General features: G+C 44.7%; 20 protein-coding genes. 19 read left to right on the top strand and 1 reads right to left on the bottom strand.

What is annotated here, in order from left to right; translation table 11 throughout:
* The first annotated feature begins 15 nt into the window (after positions 1–15).
* From NYE58_RS35780 to NYE58_RS35705, 16 genes are all read left to right on the top strand, one after another.
* Complete coding sequence (locus NYE58_RS35780) at positions 16–960, top strand: D-alanyl-D-alanine carboxypeptidase family protein (protein ID WP_036677789.1); 945 nt, start codon at positions 16–18, stop codon at positions 958–960.
* 322 nt (positions 961–1,282) lie between these two features.
* Positions 1,283–2,308: an LCP family protein gene (locus NYE58_RS35775; protein WP_341004189.1), complete on the top strand. Its 1,026-nt coding sequence runs from the start codon at positions 1,283–1,285 to the stop codon at positions 2,306–2,308.
* A gap of 194 nt (positions 2,309–2,502) precedes the next feature.
* Positions 2,503–2,928, top strand: a complete 426-nt coding sequence (locus NYE58_RS35770) for a CBS domain-containing protein (protein ID WP_036677795.1) — start codon at positions 2,503–2,505, stop codon at positions 2,926–2,928.
* A gap of 223 nt (positions 2,929–3,151) precedes the next feature.
* The gene (locus tag NYE58_RS35765) at positions 3,152–3,454 is read left to right on the top strand and encodes a MazG-like family protein (protein WP_170914153.1); all 303 of its coding nucleotides are present in this window, start codon (positions 3,152–3,154) and stop codon (positions 3,452–3,454) included.
* A gap of 6 nt (positions 3,455–3,460) precedes the next feature.
* The gene (locus NYE58_RS35760; RefSeq protein ID WP_076124314.1) at positions 3,461–4,378 is read left to right on the top strand and encodes a DUF2232 domain-containing protein; all 918 of its coding nucleotides are present in this window, start codon (positions 3,461–3,463) and stop codon (positions 4,376–4,378) included.
* A gap of 11 nt (positions 4,379–4,389) precedes the next feature.
* A complete protein-coding gene (locus NYE58_RS35755) occupies positions 4,390–6,396 on the top strand; it encodes a DHH family phosphoesterase (protein WP_076124313.1) in 2,007 nt (668 codons plus the stop codon).
* Positions 6,393–6,839 (top strand): 50S ribosomal protein L9, encoded by a 447-nt coding sequence (rplI, locus tag NYE58_RS35750; protein ID WP_036677804.1) that lies wholly within the window; start codon positions 6,393–6,395, stop codon positions 6,837–6,839. Before NYE58_RS35755 ends, rplI begins: the two co-directional genes overlap by 4 nt.
* Before the next feature lies 1 nt (position 6,840).
* The gene (gene dnaB / locus NYE58_RS35745) at positions 6,841–8,202 is read left to right on the top strand and encodes a replicative DNA helicase (RefSeq protein ID WP_036677807.1); all 1,362 of its coding nucleotides are present in this window, start codon (positions 6,841–6,843) and stop codon (positions 8,200–8,202) included.
* 211 nt (positions 8,203–8,413) lie between these two features.
* Positions 8,414–9,700: an adenylosuccinate synthase gene (locus tag NYE58_RS35740; RefSeq protein WP_076105178.1), complete on the top strand. Its 1,287-nt coding sequence runs from the start codon at positions 8,414–8,416 to the stop codon at positions 9,698–9,700.
* 190 nt (positions 9,701–9,890) lie between these two features.
* Positions 9,891–10,535, top strand: coding sequence for a hypothetical protein (locus NYE58_RS35735; protein ID WP_339245567.1), 645 nt, complete (start codon positions 9,891–9,893; stop codon positions 10,533–10,535).
* A 316-nt stretch (positions 10,536–10,851) separates the two neighbouring features.
* Positions 10,852–12,399 carry a M23 family metallopeptidase gene (locus NYE58_RS35730; protein WP_076219260.1) on the top strand — a complete coding sequence of 516 codons (1,548 nt, stop codon included), beginning with the start codon at positions 10,852–10,854 and terminating at the stop codon, positions 12,397–12,399.
* Between the two features lie 191 nt (positions 12,400–12,590).
* A complete protein-coding gene (gene yycF, locus NYE58_RS35725) occupies positions 12,591–13,322 on the top strand; it encodes a response regulator YycF (protein ID WP_076124308.1) in 732 nt (243 codons plus the stop codon).
* Positions 13,322–15,151, top strand: a complete 1,830-nt coding sequence (gene walK / locus NYE58_RS35720) for a cell wall metabolism sensor histidine kinase WalK (RefSeq protein WP_036677817.1) — start codon at positions 13,322–13,324, stop codon at positions 15,149–15,151. The genes yycF and walK overlap by 1 nt, the downstream gene beginning before the upstream one ends.
* Positions 15,148–16,440: a YycH family regulatory protein gene (locus NYE58_RS35715; RefSeq protein ID WP_076124306.1), complete on the top strand. Its 1,293-nt coding sequence runs from the start codon at positions 15,148–15,150 to the stop codon at positions 16,438–16,440. The genes walK and NYE58_RS35715 overlap by 4 nt, the downstream gene beginning before the upstream one ends.
* Before the next feature lie 38 nt (positions 16,441–16,478).
* Positions 16,479–17,219, top strand: coding sequence for a two-component system regulatory protein YycI (gene yycI, locus NYE58_RS35710; protein ID WP_036677823.1), 741 nt, complete (start codon positions 16,479–16,481; stop codon positions 17,217–17,219).
* A 14-nt stretch (positions 17,220–17,233) separates the two neighbouring features.
* Positions 17,234–18,040, top strand: a complete 807-nt coding sequence (locus tag NYE58_RS35705) for an MBL fold metallo-hydrolase (RefSeq protein ID WP_036677825.1) — start codon at positions 17,234–17,236, stop codon at positions 18,038–18,040.
* Here NYE58_RS35705 and NYE58_RS35700 read toward each other — a convergent pair.
* Positions 18,009–18,215, bottom strand: coding sequence for a hypothetical protein (locus NYE58_RS35700; RefSeq protein WP_036677826.1), 207 nt, complete (start codon positions 18,213–18,215; stop codon positions 18,009–18,011). The genes NYE58_RS35705 and NYE58_RS35700 overlap by 32 nt on opposite strands.
* Positions 18,216–18,603: 388 nt before the next feature.
* Between NYE58_RS35700 and NYE58_RS35695 the strand changes: the two genes are divergently transcribed.
* The 3 genes from NYE58_RS35695 to NYE58_RS35685 all read left to right on the top strand — a co-directional run bounded on the left by NYE58_RS35695 (position 18,604) and on the right by NYE58_RS35685 (position 20,791).
* Positions 18,604–19,851: a S1C family serine protease gene (locus tag NYE58_RS35695; protein ID WP_076124305.1), complete on the top strand. Its 1,248-nt coding sequence runs from the start codon at positions 18,604–18,606 to the stop codon at positions 19,849–19,851.
* Positions 19,852–20,270: 419 nt separating this feature from the next.
* Positions 20,271–20,471: a cold-shock protein gene (locus NYE58_RS35690; RefSeq protein ID WP_019914582.1), complete on the top strand. Its 201-nt coding sequence runs from the start codon at positions 20,271–20,273 to the stop codon at positions 20,469–20,471.
* A gap of 92 nt (positions 20,472–20,563) precedes the next feature.
* Positions 20,564–20,791: a cold-shock protein gene (locus NYE58_RS35685; protein WP_036677829.1), complete on the top strand. Its 228-nt coding sequence runs from the start codon at positions 20,564–20,566 to the stop codon at positions 20,789–20,791.
* Positions 20,792–20,899: the final 108 nt, after the last annotated feature.

Below are 20,899 nucleotides of genomic sequence, written 5' to 3'. Positions count from 1 at the left end.
TGGAGGATGACAACGATGAAGAGACGGATATTGATATGGGCTGGTGCAGCTTTGATAGTCGTTGTCTTAATTACGGTGTGGAGGCCTATCGAGCTGGGCTTTAAACCGGATATTGACGCGGGTTCAGCAGTGCTGCTAGATATGGATAGTGGAGACATATGGGTTAATATCAACGGCGATGTGCCTATGCCACCGGCCAGTGTGTCTAAATTAATGACTGAAATGATTGTGCTGGATCACATAACCTCTGGAACCCTTAGGTGGGAGGATAGAGTCCCTATTAGTGCTTACGCCAGTCAAATGGGAGGTATGAGTCTCTCATTAAAACGAGGAGATTTCTATACAGTAAGGGAGCTATTCGAAGGCATCACCATCTATTCTGCTAATGATGCTGCAGTTGCATTGGCAGAATATATGGCAGGATCAGAGGATTCTTTTGTACTTATGATGAATGATAGAGCACGTAGTTTAGGTTTATCTCCTAATACTGTATTTACCAACGCCTCTGGATTGTCGAGCAAGGATCTTGGTATCATTCGTCAGCCTACGCATATCGGTGGCCAGACGATGATGACAGCGAGGGATACAGCCAAATTGGCAGCTGCGCTAATCCATAATCATCCTGATGTACTGAATATTTCCGGTCGTACACAGATGCAATTAAAGGATAAAGGGTTATATGTTAGTAATAGCAACCTTATGCTTCCAGGTATGGGCGGCGCTTACGCATACGATGGAGCAGATGGGTTGAAGACTGGATATGATAGCCAGACGGGATATTGTATTGCGGGATCAGCCCAGCGAGAGGGGCACCGGCTTATTGCGGTCGTTATGGGGGCAGAGACCTATGGCAGCCGATTTGAGGGTGCTGCTAAATTGTTCGATTATGGGTTTTTCCGCGGTTTACATTATGGAGAACGGGTAAAACATATTATACATGCCCTTGGAATTCGAAGTTAAATTTGGAGCATCATACCAGTAATTATTACTTGGTATGGTGCTTTTTCCCTATTCATGTCGGTATTTGTTGTTTCTTTTTATCCATTTAGTGATTACAATAGAAATATTGTTTTATCCCATATTATTTTTGAAACGCAAAAAAACTTTTTTCTATAATTTAGAATGACCCGAATTTCCTGAAAGGGGGGACAATAAGATAATGGAATAAGGGACAGTAAATTCGCCGCCGAGAGAAATAAAACCATGACTGCCTGTGAACGATCAGGAGGCATTGTAAATATATGGTATGTGTAATTATTCTACAATAAAGAAGGAATCAAAGATGAAAAAAATAAAGAAAAGATACATTGCGCTAATTGTTCTCGTCGTTGTTATAGCGGGAGGCTTTCTCTTTCGGAATTCTTTGGCCATATTAGCCTTTGACCTCTTTTTGTCCGATCGGGTAGAAAGTAAGCTGAAAGAAGAATCTTACCAGCCACTTAAGGATGAGAATAAGGTTAAGCCAGAGCCGGTTGTATACAAAAGCGATCCATTCTCGCTGATGCTGCTCGGGACTGATCAACGCGACAATGAAACCGCACGTTCAGACACTATGATGTATGCTGTTGTTCGCCCTGAGGATTACAAAATTCTGCTTATTTCTATTCCACGTGATACGTATACCGAGATTATTGGGCATAACGATAATAAAAAAGATAAGATTACCCATGCTTATGCTTTTGGTGGGCAGCAAATGGCTAAGGATACTCTGGAAGCACTGCTGGAGCATGATATTCAGTATTATGCCACCATTAACTTTCAAGGGCTCAAGGATGCCGTTGATGCTATTGGAGGCGTTCCGCTGCCAATCAAGAAGGATATTGTAAACAAGGGTAAGGACCATGAAAAGTTTACGATCGAGGGTGGAAAGTCGAATTATAACGGTCAAGAAGCACTCAACTATACACGCTACCGTGAAGATAGTGACTTTAACCGGACCAAACGCCAACAGGTTTTTATTGATGTCGTAGCTAATAAAATGTTATCGATCAGCCAAATCGGCAATATTCCTAAGCTGCTGGATATTATGGGCGATAATTTTAAGACCGATATTGAGCCTTCAATGATCATTAGTCTGGCCAAGAAATTTATGGGCGGCAAAGATATGGATATCTCAAGCTTTACGGTAATGGGCGAAGGAAAACGTATTGACGGACTTTATTATGATATCGTTGATGAAGAGGATTTGCGCGAAGCTAAGGCGTTGATTGATAATTGGATGAATGCAGGAACACCTGTAGACCAACTGATTGAGCCGGGAAAAGCAAGTAATGCACTCGAGCCCAAAGCAACAGCAGTTACGCAGTAATTCTAATTGGAAAGCTAAACTCATATAAATAAATTGCAGCAGCCATAAACATTCTCATGGCTGCTGCTTACTGTCTTCATGTTATAATGAGTTGGAACTATTATTTAGCTGCTACGTATAATCACATTGGCATGGCAGTAAAAGGAAGTTAAAGAACCGTAATTCCTTCGGAACTCTTTGAGGAGGATCAAGAGATGAATATTGCATTTTTTTTACTTCCGAAACAGGAGGTGGCCTGCGTAACGCTCGATTCTACGCTGCGCCAAACGCTTGAGAGGATGGAGTTTCACCGCTATACAGCAGTCCCGATTCTTAACCGTAATGGAGAGTATGCCGGCACGGTAACGGAAGGTGATCTGCTCTGGTACATGAAAGAGTCGGAGGGTAAGGTTTCGTTTGAGAACGCTTCAAAATTTTTGCTGAAGGACGTTCCATTACGTATGAATAACAAGCCGGTCTCAATTGATGCGGATATGGAAGATCTAATTAATTTGGCTAAGGTGCAGAACTTTGTACCTGTGGTCGATGATATGAACCGGTTTATTGGAATTGTTCGCCGGAGTCAAGTCATAGAATATTGCGAGAAATTTGTAACAAGACAATCACAGGAATCATTATAGTCCCAGTGTATTCGCGGTTATAGAAGCTATCGGAACAAGGCCTGTATTTCCGGCGATAACGGAATGCGGGTCTTTTTTAAAGAAAGCTCCTCTCCAAAAAGAGGCATAGTCAGCATGGATTGAAGCATACTTAAGGGGCGCGGGGCGTCCAGTGTGACACCGAATTTTTTATGCTATAATGGAGAATAAAGCTTTTTGCCGGAGGTAGAGAGACGTGTCCAATGTGCCGAAGGATCTGGATGTAGCCAAGCGCGCCAAGGTAATTGAATGGCTGAAAACCGAAGTGATTGATCAAGTTTCAAGGTTATTTAAAGCGTTATGGGAAGGCAGTACTACCCGTGTCGGTGACAGTCTGGCTAGCTTGATTATGAGCTCTTATATTTTGGGCCGCAGACTAGGGATTCCTTATCGTTCTTTAGATGACTTGCTACTGGAGAAGCTTAGAAAGCACAAGCAGGAAGGGCATCAACTGGAAGATTGGTACCAAGATATATCTGCTTTAGAAGAACATATGCGTAAGAGGTGAATACTGTTGAAATTTCGCTGGTCATCTGTGGCTTGGAGCGTAGCATACTTACTTTTGCTGCTTAGTTTAACGACTCCACTCCTCATCATCACTACCCTGTTTATGATTGTTCCGGCAGTAGTGTTGTTTACTACACTGAACACGAGACAATTTGTACTGCATGTATTGCCGGTGTTGCTGATTGTAGGCTTGATTACACCAATTTATCTGTTGATAGCTGCGTATTTCTTAATACCGGCTCTGGTTATGGGGCGTTGGTATAAAAGACATGCCCCGGCCATGTCTACTGTGATCGCAGGTACGGTTACGATTCTTGCACAGTTCCTGCTGCTTTTGCTGCTGGGTACGGCATTATTTAATTTTGACCTGTCTACCTATGTGAACGATGTATTGCAAATGGTTAATTCACCTCTGTCTGAGCTCGGAACTACTAATCCTCTGCTCACTGATATTGGATTTTCAACTGAGGATGTAAACAAGATAAGTCATATGACGGTTCAAATGATCCCTATGACTCTAATCGTAAGCTCCTTCATGATTGCTGTGATTACGCATTCTATTGCCCGCCCGATTCTGAACAGTATGAATTATGCAGTACCTAAGATGAAGCCTGCACGTGAATGGAGACTTTCGAGATCGTTTATTTGGTACTATCTGATTGGTGTTGTTCTACAGCTCTTCTTCTCAGGGTCGGAGAACAATTTCATCCTCATGATTTCTGCCAATCTTCTGCCATTGCTGCGAATTGGCTTTATGATTCAGGCCATCGGATTTTTCTTCTTCCTGGCGCATGAACGCAAATGGAACAAGATGTCTGCCGTTTTGTTAGCGATACCGGTTATTTTACTGCCGCCGCTGCGCATTATTGGTATTATTGATCTTGCGTTCCCACTGCGGGAGTATGTGACCAAATCGAAACGATAGGGTGAGAGTTCATGCCTAAATTTCTGCAAAGACGCTGGCACGGCTATCATACCGTATGGGCGTTCATGCTGCTGTTGGTCCTTATTATAATTGTCAGTGTTTATAACTGGGCGCTTGGGGTGGCCGGCCTGTTTCTGTCAGGTACTTTATGCTTCTATATGTTGAAAGCGGAGATCTCGTTCCGCCGTAATCTGGTGGAATATATTAATGGGCTATCTTTCCGCATTAAGCGGGTAGAGGGCGAAGCAGTCAGCATGCTGCCGCTTGGAATCATTCTGTTTAGCGAGGATCGAACGGTGGAATGGAATAACCGCTATGCCGGCGATATTTTCGCACGCAAGTCTTTAGTTGGGGAATCACTGCAAGAATTATTGCCTGATATGCAGTCTTTTTTCACAGGTGCTGCAGCGGGTAAACGGGAGGTCGCCAAAGAGGGTGTGCTCCATGACACCCGCCTTGAGATCACCGTGGATGAACGATTTTATCAAGCTGTCATTATTCCGAGTGAGCGTATTCTTTACTTGTATGATATCACTGAGCTTGTGGTGTTACGTGAGCGGTATGAGGATGAGAAGCTGGCGATCGGCATAGTGATGATGGATAACCTGGATGAATCTGCTCAAGGAATGGATGATCAACAGCGAACCTCGCTGATTGCTAAGGTGACGAGTGAAATCACTGAATGGAGTAAGCAGTTTGAGGTTTATCTGCGGCGGTTGTCCTCGGAACGTTATCTAATGCTGCTTAATCATCGTAGCCTGCAAGCGTTGGAAGAGAGCCGCTTCGTGATTCTAGATGAAGTCAGAGAAATGACTGCTGATCTTAAGGTACCCATGACACTGAGTATTGGTCTGGCCTTTGGCGCAGACTCTGCAAGTGAATTAGGGGCATTGGCCCAATCCAGTCTAGATATGGCGCTTGGCCGAGGTGGTGATCAGGCGGCTGTAAAAGCAGGCCAACGGTTATCCTTCTACGGCGGCAAGAGTAATGCTGCTGAGAAGCGTACCCGAGTGCGGGCGCGGGTCATTGCGCATGCTTTGCGGGATCTGATGCAGGAGAGCGATCGTGTGCTGATCCTCGGTCATCGGACACCGGATATCGACGCTGTAGGTGCTGCAATCGGCCTGTTAAGGGCTGCGCAGATGTATAATGTAGAGGCTAGCATTGTGATGGAGACTCCTAATCCATCGATAACTAACATGATGGAGCAGATTCGTAAGGATGATGAATTGTATAAGTCATTCATCACAACGGAGCAATCCCTACAGATCATGACAGAGCATACCCTGCTTATTGTTGTGGATACACACAAGGCGTCTATGACGATGGAGCCGCGGCTAGTGCAATATGCCAGCAGAATCGTAGTGGTGGATCATCACCGCAGAGGTGAAGAGTTCATTAACGATGCTGTATTGGTGTATTTGGAGCCATACGCTTCATCGACTTGTGAGCTGGTGACAGAGCTGCTTCAGTATATTCATGAGAAGGTAAAGATCAGTCCGCTGGATGCTACAATGTTGTTAGCGGGGATCACGGTGGATACGAAGCATTTTGCGCTTCATACGGGGTCGCGTACCTTTGAGGCCGCAGGCTTCCTGCGCCGGAATGGTGCCGATACTGTACTTATTCAGCGCATGCTCAAGGAGGATTTACAGGAGTATATTTCCAAAGCCGAAATTATCAAACATGCGCGGATGGTGTATGACCAAATCGCGCTCGTAGTTACGGCACCAGGCATGAAAATTCCGCAGCTTCTTATTGCTCAGACTGCGGACACGCTGCTTGGGATGACCAACGTAGTCGCTTCATTCGTCATCAGCGAGCGGCCTGACGGCCTGATTGGCATTAGTGCCCGATCACTAGGACGTATGAATGTACAGGTCGTGATGGAGAAATTAGGCGGCGGAGGGCATCTGTCCAATGCCGCGGTACAGCTTGAAGGAACATGTAAAGAAGCAGAAGCCAGATTACTGCAGGTGCTGGCTGAAATCGAATCGAAAGAGGGGTTATTCGAATGAAGGTCATATTCATAAAAGATGTTAAGGGTCAAGGTAAAAAAGGTCAGGTTAAAGAGGTATCCGAAGGTTATGCTTCTAACTTCTTATTGCCACGTGGATTGGTTCGTCCGGCAACGGAAGGTAACGTGAAGACGCTGGAGAATCAAGCGGCTGCTGAACAACGCCGTAAAGATAACGAAAAAGAAGAAGCACAGCAATTGGGTAAGAAGCTTGACGAGCTAACACTGACAATGAAAGCAAAATCAGGTGAAGGCGGACGTTTATTCGGTGCTATTACAAGCAAACAGATTGCTGAGACACTGGCTTCCACCAAAGGAATTACTATTGATAAGCGCAAGATTGAATTAGGTGAGCCAATTCGCCATATAGGAGTATTTCAAGTAAGCGTAAAATTGCATACTGAAGTAAAGGCCACACTTAAGGTTGAGGTAACGGAGGAGTAACATGGGTGGAGATCTCTTTTTCGATCGGGTTCCCCCGCAGAATCTTGAAGCCGAGCAGGCGGTAATTGGTGCGGTTCTGTTGCAGGATGAAGCGCTCATTACTGCAATGGAACGGGTGAATACCGAAGACTTCTACGATAAAGCGCATCAAATGATTTTTGAGGCGATGGTGCAGCTCGGAGAAGAGAGCCAGCCGATTGATCTTGTTACACTTACGTCCAGACTGCAGGACAAAGGAGAGCTTGAAGATATTGGTGGTGTTAGCTACTTAGCTAAGCTGGCGCATGCCGTGCCTACTGCTGCTAACGTAGAATACTACGCCCAGATTATCGAAGAGAAAGCCATGCTGCGCCGTTTGATTCGCACAGCCACGCAAATTGTGAGCGAAGGTTATACTGGCGGTGAAGATGTAGCCGATATGCTGAGTGATGCAGAGCGGCGCATTCTTGAAATCTCCAACCGGCGGAGCGGCAGTGGATTTATTGCGATCCGCGATGTCTTGATGGAAGTGTTCGACAAGGTTGAGTTGCTTCATCAAAATAAGGGGGGTACCTCAGGTATCCCAACCGGATTTGTGGATTTAGATCATATGACTAACGGATTCCAACGTAACGATCTGATCATTGTTGCGGCTCGTCCATCTGTTGGTAAGACTGCATTCGCCCTGAATATTGCACAGAACGTGGCAGTACGTGCTAAAGAAACTGTTGCGATATTCAGTCTGGAAATGTCAGCGCCACAGCTGGTACAGCGGATGATTTGTGCTGAAGCCAACTTAGATGCCAATATTATGCGTACCGGTGACTTCAAGAGTGATGATGATTGGTCCAAGCTGACGATGGGTATTCAGTCTCTATCTGAAGCGGAGATTTATATCGACGATACACCAGGTATCACGGTAACCGATATTCGTGCAAAGTGCCGGAGACTGAAGAAGGAAAAAGGACTTGGCATGATCGTCATCGACTACTTGCAGCTCATTCAGGGCCGCGGTAAAGGCGGAGAGAACCGTCAGCAGGAAGTATCGGATATATCTCGTACACTGAAGCAGATTGCCCGTGAGTTGGATGTGCCGGTTATTGCCCTGTCGCAGTTAAGCCGGGGTGTAGAGCAGCGCCAGGATAAACGTCCAATGATGAGTGACTTGCGTGAATCGGGTTCTATCGAGCAGGATGCCGATATTGTTGCGTTTCTGTATCGTGATGATTATTACAATGCGGATACGGAGAAGAAGAATATTATTGAGATCATTATAGCTAAACAGCGTAATGGTCCCGTAGGCACGGTAGAACTGGTCTTTCTTAAAAATTTCAACAAGTTCGTTAACTACGAGCGAGCACATGCGGAACCATTTGCTGGTTAAACCTGACATGTATAATTCCCGAACGATTGCACATTTCTTTGTGTAATCGTTCGTTTTATTTGACTTTGAAAAAAACCGCTGTTACACTGAGAATTGTCCTTTAGCGGGTTAAATCTGCTTGGCGTCCGGAGGGCCACGTACATAAGAATGACGTATAGGGTCCATATTATGAAAAATAATGGTGCTAAGTAGCACCTACGGAGGAATGAACATGTCAACGGTAGTCGTCGTGGGAACACAATGGGGAGACGAAGGTAAAGGGAAAATCACTGACTTTCTAGCGGAAAGTGCAGATGTGGTCGCCCGTTATCAAGGGGGCAATAATGCCGGTCACACGATTCTGATTGACGGTGAGAAGTTTAAGCTCAGCTTGATCCCTTCGGGTGTATTTTATAAAGAGAAAACTTGTGTAATTGGTAACGGAATGGTTATTAATCCGGCTGCCTTGATCCAAGAAATTAATTATATTCATGAGAACGGTTTTGATACTAAGAACTTAGTGATCAGTGATCGTGCTCATGTCATTATGCCATACCATATGGTGCTGGATGCTCTCGAAGAAGACCGTAAGGGTCCGAACAAGATTGGTACTACACGTAAAGGTATCGGTCCTTGTTATATGGATAAGGCAGCACGCAACGGTATCCGTATTGCTGACTTGATGGACGCTGAGGAATTCGAACTGAGACTCCGCCCCTTGATGCAAGAGAAGAACCAAGTGATTACACAGGTCTATGGTGCCGAAGCTCTTAACGTAGAAGAGATTCTGACTCAATACCTGGAATATGCAGAAGTGCTGCGTAATTATGTAACAGACACCTCTGTTATTCTTAATGATGCCATTGATGCGGATCGCAAAGTGTTGTTTGAAGGTGCGCAAGGAGTAATGCTTGATATCGATCAAGGTACGTATCCGTTTGTTACTTCATCCAACCCATCTGCCGGTGGAGTGTGCATAGGTTCTGGTGTGGGACCGTCCAAAATCAAACAGGTTATTGGGGTTGCAAAAGCCTATACCACTCGTGTTGGAGATGGCCCGTTCCCTACAGAGCTGAATGATGCAACAGGTGATTATATCCGTGAAACAGGTCATGAATATGGCACAGTTACCGGACGTGCACGCCGTGTAGGCTGGTTCGACAGTGTAGTTGTGAGTCACGCTCGTCGTGTGAGTGGAATCACAGGGCTATCTCTTAACTCGCTGGATGTACTTAGCGGACTTGAGACTGTGAAGATCTGCACAGGCTACAAATACCGTGGTGAGGTAATTACTCATTACCCTGCTAGCCTCAAAATGCTGGCAGAATGTGAAGCGGTATATGAGGAGCTTCCAGGCTGGAGTGAAGATATTACTTCTGCAAAAACGTTGGATGATCTTCCAGCAAATACACGCAGATATGTTGAACGTGTATCTGAGCTTACAGGTATTCCGATTGCTATCTTCTCAGTGGGTCGTAACCGTGAGCAGACGAATCAAGTATTGCCAATTTATATCTAAAACCTAGTTATACTAAGGAGTCTCGTTAGAGGCTCTTTTTTTTGTTCTGAGGACTATCACTCTCTCTTTTGAGGCCTAGATTTATGCCTAGATGTTTCCCAAGGCCGGTTCTAGTCAATACTGGATGTATAGAAGAACATGTACATGATCTACCAGATAGGCTTGAACATAGGTGAGAGGAGAAATGAAGATGAAGATCGTGAAGCGTGCACTTAGCGTATGTCTGATTGTGGTACTTGCCAGCACTCTTTCAATTCTAACAACGGGCGTGGTTGTAAATGCTTATATTAAGTCGGTATTGGCTAGCTTCGATATTAAAGTGAATACTCCCGGTCCGGGATTTGGAGGAATGATTCGGAGCATCATTGGCATGGATAACAAATCTAACTCGGATACAGCCAATAAAGAAGTAACCACAGGGAGTACAGTTAGCAAGGAGACCGACAAAAGCACGGATTCGCCAGCTAAAGGCAAGGGCGAGCCCGTAGATGATAATACTCCAACTGATGCCTTACCAGTTATGGGGCAAGTTACAACCGAAAGTTCAACTGATAACGGAAGTGGAAGTGTTGGTGACCAACAATTAGTAATGACACCTGAGGCACTCAGTGACTTCAAAGATAATCTTCCATCGGAAGAGAAGGTAAATATATTCAATATTTTGATGTCCAAACTACCCCAGGATGAGATGGCAAAAATTTCAACAGCGATGGAGGATGGATTAACAGAAGATGAGGTTAAAGAGCTGCAACAGGTAATTGCAAAATATGTTGATGCAGACGAATATGAGAGCATAATGAAAATGCTTACACCAACTACAGAATCTACGCAATAGCTTTTATAATTGTCACTTTATAGACACAAGAAAAAGGTTAAAATTTCATATTTGCGCAAAAAACCCGCGTATTTGGCGGGTTTTTTGTCATGTCTAAAGTTGAAATTTTTCTCTAAGCTATGGTACAGTAAACAAGGACCTCAAGAGGTTAAATTTTTGTAACCTCCTTAACAACCTTTTTATAGGTTCATTAGAAGCAGGAATTAAGCACTAGTATACGCAGAAATTTACATGGACGTAATCTATATAATCGAGGTCGTACAATTAGCTTGGCCGCTTTTGTCGGAAGTAAAAGCGGACTGAAAGGGAGAGTTTCATGAAGGGATTTAAGTTCATGCGTCGGATGAGCAAGCTGCAGGATGGACATCCAGCAGAATCCGAGGCGAATGTTCAACAGAGCCACAATTTCGATCACGACTCCAAACACTTTCAACAAGAGAAAGGTACTCGCAGATTTCGGCGTGCTTGGATTTTGGGATCTGTCGGCCTTGTGCTTCTAGCTACGGTGTTGGTTGGAGCAGAGAAAAAGTATGTAGCCGCTAACACGGTTACCTATTATCAAGTGTTGGTGAAGGGTGAAGAAGTCGGAAGACTTACCGATCAGACGCAGCTTAACCAGCTATACGAGAAGAAACAACGAGAATATCAGGAGAAATATCCGAATTCAACCATGGTGCTGCAAACAGAGGGCATAACAATAGAAGAGCAGAAGGCATACAAGCCAGAAGTTGATAGTGAGGCGACACTTACTAAACTAGATGGAATGCTGAAAGCTTATGCGGTAGGCGTGCAATTGATGGTAGATGGCAAGGCCGTTGGCATAGTTAAGGATCAGGAAACTGCTAATGCTGTGCTCGAAGGAGTAAAAAATCATTATGTCCCACAAGCAGAAGTAGCAACGACGGCTAGTAAGCTAACAAGAACGGCTGCTTCCAGCTCATCTGCTGCAAAAGCGAAGGCTCCAGAGCAAGTAGAGTCGGTAGAGATTAGTGAAGATATTTCTATCGTTCCTATCAAAGCAGATCCTAATAAAGTGTTGGATGTGGAGGCAGCGGTCCAGACACTTACTGAAGGTAAAGAGGCGCCTCTTCTTTATACCGTTCAAGAGGGTGATACGATTTCGGGGATTGCCAAACGGTTTGAAATCACCCAAAAAGAGATTTATAGTAACAACCCTAACGTGAAAGAGCTGACGTTGAAGATTGGAGATACACTGAAGCTGAAGGTACCCCAACCAGATGTTACAGTAGTAACTGTGGAAAAAGTGACTGAGCAGATAGTGACTGAGCCGGAAGTGGTTGTGCGTTCGAGCGATCAGCTAGCGGCAGGCAAAAGCAAAGTGGTTCGTCCAGGACAAACTGGACTTAAAGAAATGGAGTATCGGGTAACAAAGGAAAATGGCACGGTTGTTCAAGAAGAATGGTTAGGCCAGACCGTTATAAAAGCCTCGCTGCCAGAAGTTGTTTATCGGGGAACGAAGGTTGTTGGTGAAGGAACAGGCATGTTCAGTTGGCCGGTAAGCGGGGCGACACTGACAAGTAGCTTCGGTGAGCGTTGGAGCCGTGCCCATAAGGGTATTGATATGGTATCTAGCAATCGGAATATAAAAGCTTCTGATGCCGGGACCGTAATCTTTGCAGGGGTGCAGAATGGATACGGGAATGTAGTTATTGTGGATCATCGCAACGGATACCAGACCTATTATGGTCATTTAAAAAGCATCTCGGTTTCTACAGGCCAACGCTTGGAGCAGGGTGGCAAGATTGGCGTAATGGGCAGCACCGGACGTTCGACGGGTACACATCTGCATTTTGAGATTCGGAAGAATGGCACTGCTGTAAATCCAATGAAGTATTTGCAATAATTCATACTTAATCCTTTAACTGCTCGATTTTAATCGGGCGGTTTTTATTTTTTTTAATCTACGAGTGACGGCAAAGCCGTTTCTTTTTGCTGGGCAGGGGGATTGCTTATTTCGTAGGATGTGACGGTTAGACAGGTATGTTAAAATAAAGGAATGATCATTAAGTAAGGATAGGAAGGTGAAGCTGGGACATGCAGATGGGAACGATTCTGGTAGTAGATGATGAACAGCCTATTGCTGATATATTGAAATTTAATTTAGAAAAAGAAGGCTACGAGGTTATTTGTGCTTTTGATGGCAACAGCGCAGTGGAGCTGGCATTGTCCAAAAGGCCCGATCTTATGCTGCTTGATCTTATGCTGCCCGGCAAAGATGGCATGGACGTCTGCCGCGAGGTGCGTTCTGCGCACTTGGACATTCCTATCATTATGCTTACAGCCAAGGACGGAGAGATTGATAAGGTACTTGGCCTGGAGCTTGGTGCTGATGACTATGTGACCAAACCTTTTAGTACACGTGAATTGCTGGCCCGAGTTAAAGCCCAGATGCGGAGACAGCATAAACCGTCACCACAGGGGATGGCGAGTGAACCAGCAGAGAATAAGCAGGGCATTTATCATTTTGATCTGTTTATAGATACAGATATGTATATGGTCTATAAGGGCGGGGAGCCGCTTGACTTGACCCATCGTGAATATGAGCTACTCTACTATATGATCAAACATGCCGGTAAGGTGATGACTCGGGAGCATTTGCTGCAGGCAGTGTGGGGATTTGAGTATTTCGGTGATGTGCGGACCGTTGACGTGACGATCCGTCGTCTAAGAGAGAAAATTGAGGAGAACCCCAGCAAGCCCGAATATATTTATACTCGGCGTGGACTTGGCTATTTGATGCATAGCCCTAAAAATGGAGGACTGTGATGAAGTGGCGGTCCTTTATCCGGACAATTCAGGCAAAACTTATTATTATTTACGTGTTGCTGATTCTGATAGCTATGCAGTTGATCGGGGTTTATTTTGTGAGCTCGATGAAGAACTCGTTAACAGATAATTTCACCAAGGACCTTAAAGCACGTGCTGAGATGTTGTCTATCCTGACTGCTGATAAATTTGGTAGTGAGGCTGGAACGGCTGATGAGGAAACGGCTGTGGAAAGTCTGCGCGGGATGGTCAATAATCTGTACATTAACGGGGCCGAGATTCAGGTACTGGATGCCAGCGGCAAAATCATCACCACTTCTGTTCCCTCGCAGAATGACTATGTCGGGCAGCGTAACACCCAGACAGTTGTGAATCGGGCCTTGCAGGGCATCAGTGATAACGAGGAATATATTATTGCGGATGATAATGTGCGGAAAAAGGTTGTGGCTAAGCCTGTGCTCTCGGGGGACAAGGTAGTGGGCGCAATCTATATTGCTGCTGACATGAAGGATCTATACGCCACGATGGGCCGGATCAATAGTGTATTTATCTCGGGTTTGCTGTTAGCTCTAGCGTTAACGGTTGTTTTATGCGTCATTCTGGCGCACACTATCACGCAGCCTATTAAGGAAATGACGAGGCATGCTACGGCGGTCGCTGAAGGCCGATTCAATCGTAAAATGCCCGTATTGGGCAATGATGAAATTGGACAACTCAGTCAGGCGTTCAATTATATGACCGGTAGATTGCGGGAAGCACTCTCGCAGAATGAAGAGGAGAAGGAGAAGCTTACCTCTATTCTGACGAACATGAGTGATGGTGTTGTGGCTACAGATGAGAACGGAGTAGTGATTCTGATGAATCGGCGGGCAGCATTGATGCTCGGAAATGAAGGTCCGTTGCCGGAAGGTGCTCCTCTAGATAAACTGTTGGGCTTAGATTACGAACAAAGCGGATCTCTGGCTAAAGGTAATGCCCAATCTGCAATGCTTCATCTGACCCATATGGGTGGAGAAGATTCTAATATCGTAAGAGTGACGTTTACTCCGATTCATCGTCGTGAGGGTGGCATTGCCGGCACAATTGCTGTGTTGCAGGATGTCACCGAACAGGAGAATCTGGAGGAATCACGCCGGGAGTTCGTGGCGAACGTTTCGCATGAGCTAAGAACACCACTTACCACTATTAAAAGCTATGTTGAAGCACTGGATGATGGAGCACTTGAAGATCCGCAGCTGGCGGTTCGGTTTGTTGGGGTGATTCGCAACGAAACGGAACGGATGATTCGTCTGGTTACGGATTTACTGCATCTTTCCCGTCTGGATTCCAAGGAAGCTCTTCTTCGAATTCAGCAGACGGATATTACCGAGATGCTGGAGGATGTGGCGGATCGTTTTTCTTTTCAGATTCGGCAAAAGCGTATCGATATCAGTACAAGGGTCCGCAAAGATGTTACTACGGCGTGGCTTGATCGTGATCAAATCGACCAGGTCTTGGGGAATTTGGTCTCCAATGCGCTAAAATATACGCCAGAAGGCGGTACAATTGAATTGGAAGCGTTGAAGAATGAGGATGGAATGCTCTCCATTTCTGTACGTGATTCGGGGATAGGGATTCCGAAAAAAGATATCGAGCGGATCTTCGAACGATTTTATCGCGTGGATAAGGCACGTTCGCGGAACATGGGAGGCACTGGACTTGGCCTTTCCATTGCCCGGGAAATTGTGAAGGCACATGGAGGCTCCATTTCCCTGCAATCCGAGCTAAATGAAGGTTCAAAGGTAACCTTTACCCTGCCTTTGAACGAGCAAAGGGGGAGTGAGGCGTGAAGGAACGAATCAAATCATGCATTCTAGCCTTGCTCGTGCTCGGAAGCCTGGTTGAAAGCTATTATTTGATCTACCGATTGCCTGGTGCTGATTCTGCGGTGCTTTCTGAGAACCTGTATGTGAAGACAGATAATATGGGTCCGGAAGAGAAGGTAGAGAACCTGTTATACCCTGACAAAATGATCATCCATATGGGGGAAGGCAAGCATACGCTTTTTTATCCGGACTCTACGTTCTATAGCTTGATCATGAATCGCTTAAAAGGTCGTGGCTTTGAAAGCTTTCAGCGGCACTCGGTACAGGATTATGATTGGGATAAGATCCGCAATGAGAATCCTGGGATTGAGCTTTCGTTCGGAGCGGGCATTCCGGTAACGTTATTGCAGCGGGTGATGCAGTTATCGCCAGATTCCCTTTTTGAAGGAGAAAGCATCGATCGCATTTGGATCTATAACATTAAGAACGATTCCAAGGCCCATGCTATTTTCTTCAGTACGAGAGGCGACATCATATACGAAGCGGCAAAAGCGGATTTAACGGTTCAGGATGTGCAGCAGCATGTTGATTTCGGTAAGAATTGGACGCCTTACAAGACCGTAAGCGGGGATTATTATGTGCCAGACAGTAAGATTTCTCTGGTTCAGGTAGACATGCCTTCCGGGATGTACACCATAGAGCAAATGCAGAGTAATCTTTTCTTCGATGTTGGAAGTACTAGATATATCCGGGAGAAAAACGGCTCGGAGATTTATACGGACAGCAAACGAAGCCTTCAGGTGGACCAGGGTAAGAACTGGATGAGCTATAGCGACCCTGCGGCTCTTCCAGCTGGAGAAAGTACCCCTGCCAAGGATGCTTTGGAAGCTGTAGAATTTGTGAACCAGCATGGCGGATGGAATGGGACTTACCGTTTGGAGGCTACAGAGGAAGGCAGACAGGAGAGAAAGGTCTCTTTTCAACAATATTATGGCTCCTACCCGTACGGCTCCTATCCGATAATGAGCCATTCATCATTACAGTATGGTGTAATAAATCTGGAACTGCAGCAGGGAACAGTATCCTCTTATGAACGTTCTCTAATCTATATAGATGAAAGTAAGGCCGTAAAAAAGGTAGTGGAGCTATCTGGAGGTGCGGATCTGGAGTATAGGTTGTCTCTGGTCAGTAAAACTTCGGCAGTGAAGGATTTAACGCCTGCTTATGTGCCTGAGGTGAAGGAAGATCATCTGGAGCTGATACCTGTCTGGAAAGTTACACTTAGTGATGGCAGCGTGCTTACTTTGAATTAATGGGCAAGTGGTTCATATAACATTTAGGAGGTTCGGGTATGGATTGGGGAAGAGCTAAAAATGTACTGATTTGCGCCTTTTTAGGTCTGAATCTGCTGCTATGTTACCAGCTGTGGGTCGATTTACGCGATCAGGTTAGTGCTAATCTTGATTTTACTTCCCTGTCTGCTGAGACCCAAGCCGTAATGGAGCAGAAAGGGATTCGTGTATTGTGTCCCATTCCGGCTTCTACCCCGCAGCTTCCTAACATTACTTATCGTTATTCTGCTGAAGAACAGACTGAACCACCAATTAAATTAGATGTACCTATAGACAGCAAGCTGATCTATTCTTCCTTCTCAGAGCTTAGCAAGGCGCTTGAAGATAAGATTCCTGACATTTCCAATTATCGCTTTGATTCACAGGAAAGTGAGGTTGGGAAGTTCGTTCTTCATCCGCTGGTTCAAAATCAGTGGTCGTTGTTCCGTGTTAGGCTAGAGTTGATTAACAGTGATCAAAAAATCGTAGCTTACCGCTGGCCGAAGATTGAAATAGGGACAAGCAGCAGCGATAAAGAACAGAAGGTGCTTCCAGCATCGCAAGCACTTAGTAGTTTGATAGAGAAGTATTTCCCGGCAGATTCCGTAGTGAAGGAGATTGAGCTGGGATATTACGGTGAGCTGTTCAACTCGGAAAGTCAGGTAGCTTCGCCGATGTGGCGGTTTATGCTGGAGAACGGCAATGCCTATTATGTGGATGCTATTAGTGCGGACATCATCAGTCCTAAGACAACAGAGTAGAAGGAGTAAGGAAAATGGGGATTTCATTTACAGTACTGTCCAGTGGTTCTACCGGCAATGTAACGGTGGTACGAAACGGGGAGACAACACTTATGATTGACGCAGGTTTTAGTGCCAAGCGGATCGATGAGCTGTTGGCCATGCGTGAACTAACGGGTAATGATATAGACGGGATTCTAGTTACACACGAACATTCCGATCATATCAAGGGACTCGGGGCCATGGCCCGTAAATACGATCTTCCGATTTATGCGAACACCAATACCTGGGGAGCTATCGAGAAGGGAATTGGTAAAATACCGGAGTATAACCGTATGATCATGGAGTCTGGCCAGCACAAGGATTTCGGCAGTATGCGAGTAGAATCCTTTGCGATTTCTCATGATGCAGCGGAGCCAGTGGGTTACAATTTTTATGATGGAAAAGAGAAGTTATGTGTAGCTACAGACCTGGGCTATGTTAGTGATAAGGTAAGAGATGCAATTTCAGATGCAGATGTATTGGTGCTGGAGGCGAATCATGATATCGAATTGCTGAGAATGGGACGTTATCCGTGGAATACGAAACGGCGCATCCTAGGCGACATGGGTCACCTTTCCAATGAGGCAGCTGGAGCTGCGCTTAGCGAAATTCTTACAGGGCGGACCAAACGGACCTATTTGGCGCATTTAAGCCGGGATCACAATATGATGGATTTGGCAAAAATGTCGGTACGCGGCGCAATGGAGGATCGGGGCTGTTTTTTCAAAGATAGTGAGTTCAGACTGTGTGATACGTATTATGATCAACCTACGCCATGGGATAAGCTGAGCCAGTCATAAGCTGATCAAGTTCAGCGGTCTTGCGATCTAATTCTTGGCGGGAGATTAGACCTTTTTCAATCATCAATTCGATCATTGCGCTAAAGGCAAGGGTCATGTGGTAGTGTTCATCCTTTAAGTCACCAAGCTTACCGATAAACTCGACTAAATCCATACTTGTTGAAAAAGAACTCATAATTAATCCTCCTTTAATAGTGTGAATATATAGTGTAATTAGAACTGAAAACTGTAAAAAATTCGCAGGTGTTTTAGCTGAGGAAAATCACGAATTACAGGTTGCCTGTGATACAATTAAAAGCGTGATGAGCAATGCTAAAATTTTAGGGACACTTCTATTTTATTGTAGTCTTTTAAGTTGCAAAATATTCCTAATAGAGAAGATATATTAAAAGATTATCATAATCTAACGATTGATCGAAACTCTTGTGGGGTTAATGGATAAAGTGAAACTTTTTAGTGATATTTGGAGTCTAATGGTTACAGAGGTTTGGTTCGGACGTGGTTGCTATAGGTTCAGGTCTTACCAACAGTGAACGCTTGGCAATAGAAGGGGGAGATTTTCGGTGGGATTGTTTGATGATGATTTCTATTCAACTAAAGTTTCGCGGTCCAGAGGGGATGAAGCATCAAAGGGATCGTTTGCTAATCGTAGACATTCTGTACGCAGATCGCGTAAGGGTTTATCTACCTGGCAAATATCCGCCGTTTGCTCCTTAGTCAGCGCTGTGGTGGCAGTTTTGTTATTCAGTATGTTTACAGGCCAGATGAGTCATGAGACTGCTCAGAAGCCGGTTGTAGCAACTGGAAATGTTGCCCCAAGCAGTAGTGATCCATTTGACCGGATTATTCAAGCTGCTGCCACGGTTCGCCCTGCAGTAGTAAGTATTATCAATCATAAAGAAGATAATGAAGAATTAAACATTCTGGATGAGTCTGCACTAGGCTCAGGAGTGATCTATAAAAAGACAGGGAATAAAGCATTTATCATTACTAATAATCATGTCATCGAAGACTCCGGTAATCTCGAAGTGGTTACAGTGAACGGAGAGACTCGTAAGGCAACACTCGTTGGAACGGATAAAGTAAGCGACATTGCGGTACTCTCTATTGATGCCAAAGGAATCGATACCATCGCGCAGCTCGGTGATTCCTCTAAGCTTCGTCTAGGTGAAACGGTCATTGCTATCGGTAATCCGCTAGGACTTGGTGATACATTGACCTCGGGGATTGTTAGCTATACTGAACGGATGGTTCCCGTATCCCTTAATCAGGATGGAGTATATGACTGGGAACAAGAAGTGATACAGACCGATGCGGCGATTAATGAAGGAAACAGTGGCGGCGCATTAGTGGATCTGGATGGCAAGGTCATTGGAATTAACACAATGAAGATTTCAGATACGGGTGTAGAGGGTCTGGGTTTTGCAATTCCTGCGAATCATGTGATAGATATCGCTAATGAGCTGGCTGAAAAAGGACATATTGCCCGTTCGTACTTGGGTGTATATTCAGTTGATTTGAACAATCCGTACGTTCCACTAGCAGAAGATCAACGCAATGAATTGAACCTGCCGAACAGTGTTAAGGATGGAGTAGTTGTTCTAGAAGCCGTTGGCCCTGCGAAGGAAGCTGGACTGCAATTCAATGATGTCATTACCAAATTTAATGATCAATCAATCATATCTACCCTTTCTCTTCGCAAGTACTTATATAATCATACGAAGATCGGTGATGATCTGAAAATTACTTACTATCGAAACGGCGAGGCCAAACAGGCAACAGTTAAACTTCTTGAAAAACCACAGGAATAATATGCTGGAAGTCGGTATATAATGATATAGCAGTTACGACAAGTAGAGCGGACTACCCCTTCGATTCCGAGGGGGTACCTTCTTGAAAAAGCGGATAAAAGTAACGTTTTTGGAAAAGCTATTTTTCTAAAACCATGATAATTATGCCAAAAAAAGGATCTATTTAGGGAATAAACACTAAGTGGCAGCCCTTACATTGGAAGGTAATACTTATTAGGGCAAAAACGGATATATTCGGATGCTTGCTTGCCTTTGCTAATCAGGTGTGGTAATATGATATCAATCATACATTTAGTCCCTAATTCTCGCATTGAAAAGGGCTGTCATATTTGGTAATACAACCTTTTTCAATGTGTGAATTTTTTCTTTGTTTGAAGATAAAAAGAACATATTAATTTAAATTTGTGGAGGTAACACACATGCAAACAGGTACAGTTAAATGGTTCAACGCAGAAAAAGGATTCGGATTTATCGAAGTTGAAGGCGGAAGCGACGTATTCGTTCACTTCAGCGCAATCACTGGCGACGGCTTCAAAACTTTGGACGAAGGCCAACGCGTTGAATTCAACGTTGTTCAAGGCAACCGTGGACCACAAGCCGAAAACGTTGTAAAACTGTAATAATAGAAGAAACCGTCCCAGCTTGTGAAAGTTGGGACGGTCTTTTTATATCTAGTTACTCACTATTGACTTACAGGATGGGAGGAACGGCAATGAACTACCGGAAGAAACCTTTGGAAGAAATACCGGAAGAAAATACCGCAATTTGGGCATGTACCAATGAGGGATGCAACGGATGGATGAGGGATAATTTCGCATTTGAACATGCGCCTTCTTGCCGTCTATGTGACTCTCCAATGGTTCGCAGCACGAAGATGCTGCCCCAATTGCTTAATTCGAATGGCGATCTCAAATCGCTGAAGAAGGGTATTTCCATCTAACCAATACCTAAATGAGTCAAGCATTTAATAGAACGACGAACCACTCAAGACGGGTAAACCGTCTTATTTTTTTTGCTTTCTTTATGCTAAATTGTGATCTTTGTCACA

The sequence above is a fragment of the Paenibacillus sp. FSL L8-0708 genome, assembly GCF_038009325.1.
GTDB classification, from domain to species: Bacteria; Bacillota; Bacilli; order Paenibacillales; family Paenibacillaceae; genus Paenibacillus_AQ; species Paenibacillus_AQ odorifer.
This window is presented reverse-complemented; position numbering and strand designations above follow the sequence as displayed.

Coding starts and splice junctions, on each gene's coding strand:
- NYE58_RS35780 (WP_036677789.1), top strand. CDS start 16: ATGAAGAGACGGATATTGATATGGGCTGGTGCAGCTTTGATAGTCGTT.
- NYE58_RS35775 (WP_341004189.1), top strand. CDS start 1,283: ATGAAAAAAATAAAGAAAAGATACATTGCGCTAATTGTTCTCGTCGTT.
- NYE58_RS35770 (WP_036677795.1), top strand. CDS start 2,503: ATGAATATTGCATTTTTTTTACTTCCGAAACAGGAGGTGGCCTGCGTA.
- NYE58_RS35755 (WP_076124313.1), top strand. CDS start 4,390: ATGCCTAAATTTCTGCAAAGACGCTGGCACGGCTATCATACCGTATGG.
- rplI (WP_036677804.1), top strand. CDS start 6,393: ATGAAGGTCATATTCATAAAAGATGTTAAGGGTCAAGGTAAAAAAGGT.
- dnaB (WP_036677807.1), top strand. CDS start 6,841: ATGGGTGGAGATCTCTTTTTCGATCGGGTTCCCCCGCAGAATCTTGAA.
- NYE58_RS35740 (WP_076105178.1), top strand. CDS start 8,414: ATGTCAACGGTAGTCGTCGTGGGAACACAATGGGGAGACGAAGGTAAA.
- NYE58_RS35735 (WP_339245567.1), top strand. CDS start 9,891: ATGAAGATCGTGAAGCGTGCACTTAGCGTATGTCTGATTGTGGTACTT.
- NYE58_RS35730 (WP_076219260.1), top strand. CDS start 10,852: ATGAAGGGATTTAAGTTCATGCGTCGGATGAGCAAGCTGCAGGATGGA.
- yycF (WP_076124308.1), top strand. CDS start 12,591: ATGCAGATGGGAACGATTCTGGTAGTAGATGATGAACAGCCTATTGCT.
- walK (WP_036677817.1), top strand. CDS start 13,322: ATGAAGTGGCGGTCCTTTATCCGGACAATTCAGGCAAAACTTATTATT.
- yycI (WP_036677823.1), top strand. CDS start 16,479: ATGGATTGGGGAAGAGCTAAAAATGTACTGATTTGCGCCTTTTTAGGT.
- NYE58_RS35705 (WP_036677825.1), top strand. CDS start 17,234: ATGGGGATTTCATTTACAGTACTGTCCAGTGGTTCTACCGGCAATGTA.
- NYE58_RS35700 (WP_036677826.1), bottom strand. CDS start 18,215: ATGAGTTCTTTTTCAACAAGTATGGATTTAGTCGAGTTTATCGGTAAG.
- NYE58_RS35690 (WP_019914582.1), top strand. CDS start 20,271: ATGCAAACAGGTACAGTTAAATGGTTCAACGCAGAAAAAGGATTCGGA.
- NYE58_RS35685 (WP_036677829.1), top strand. CDS start 20,564: ATGAACTACCGGAAGAAACCTTTGGAAGAAATACCGGAAGAAAATACC.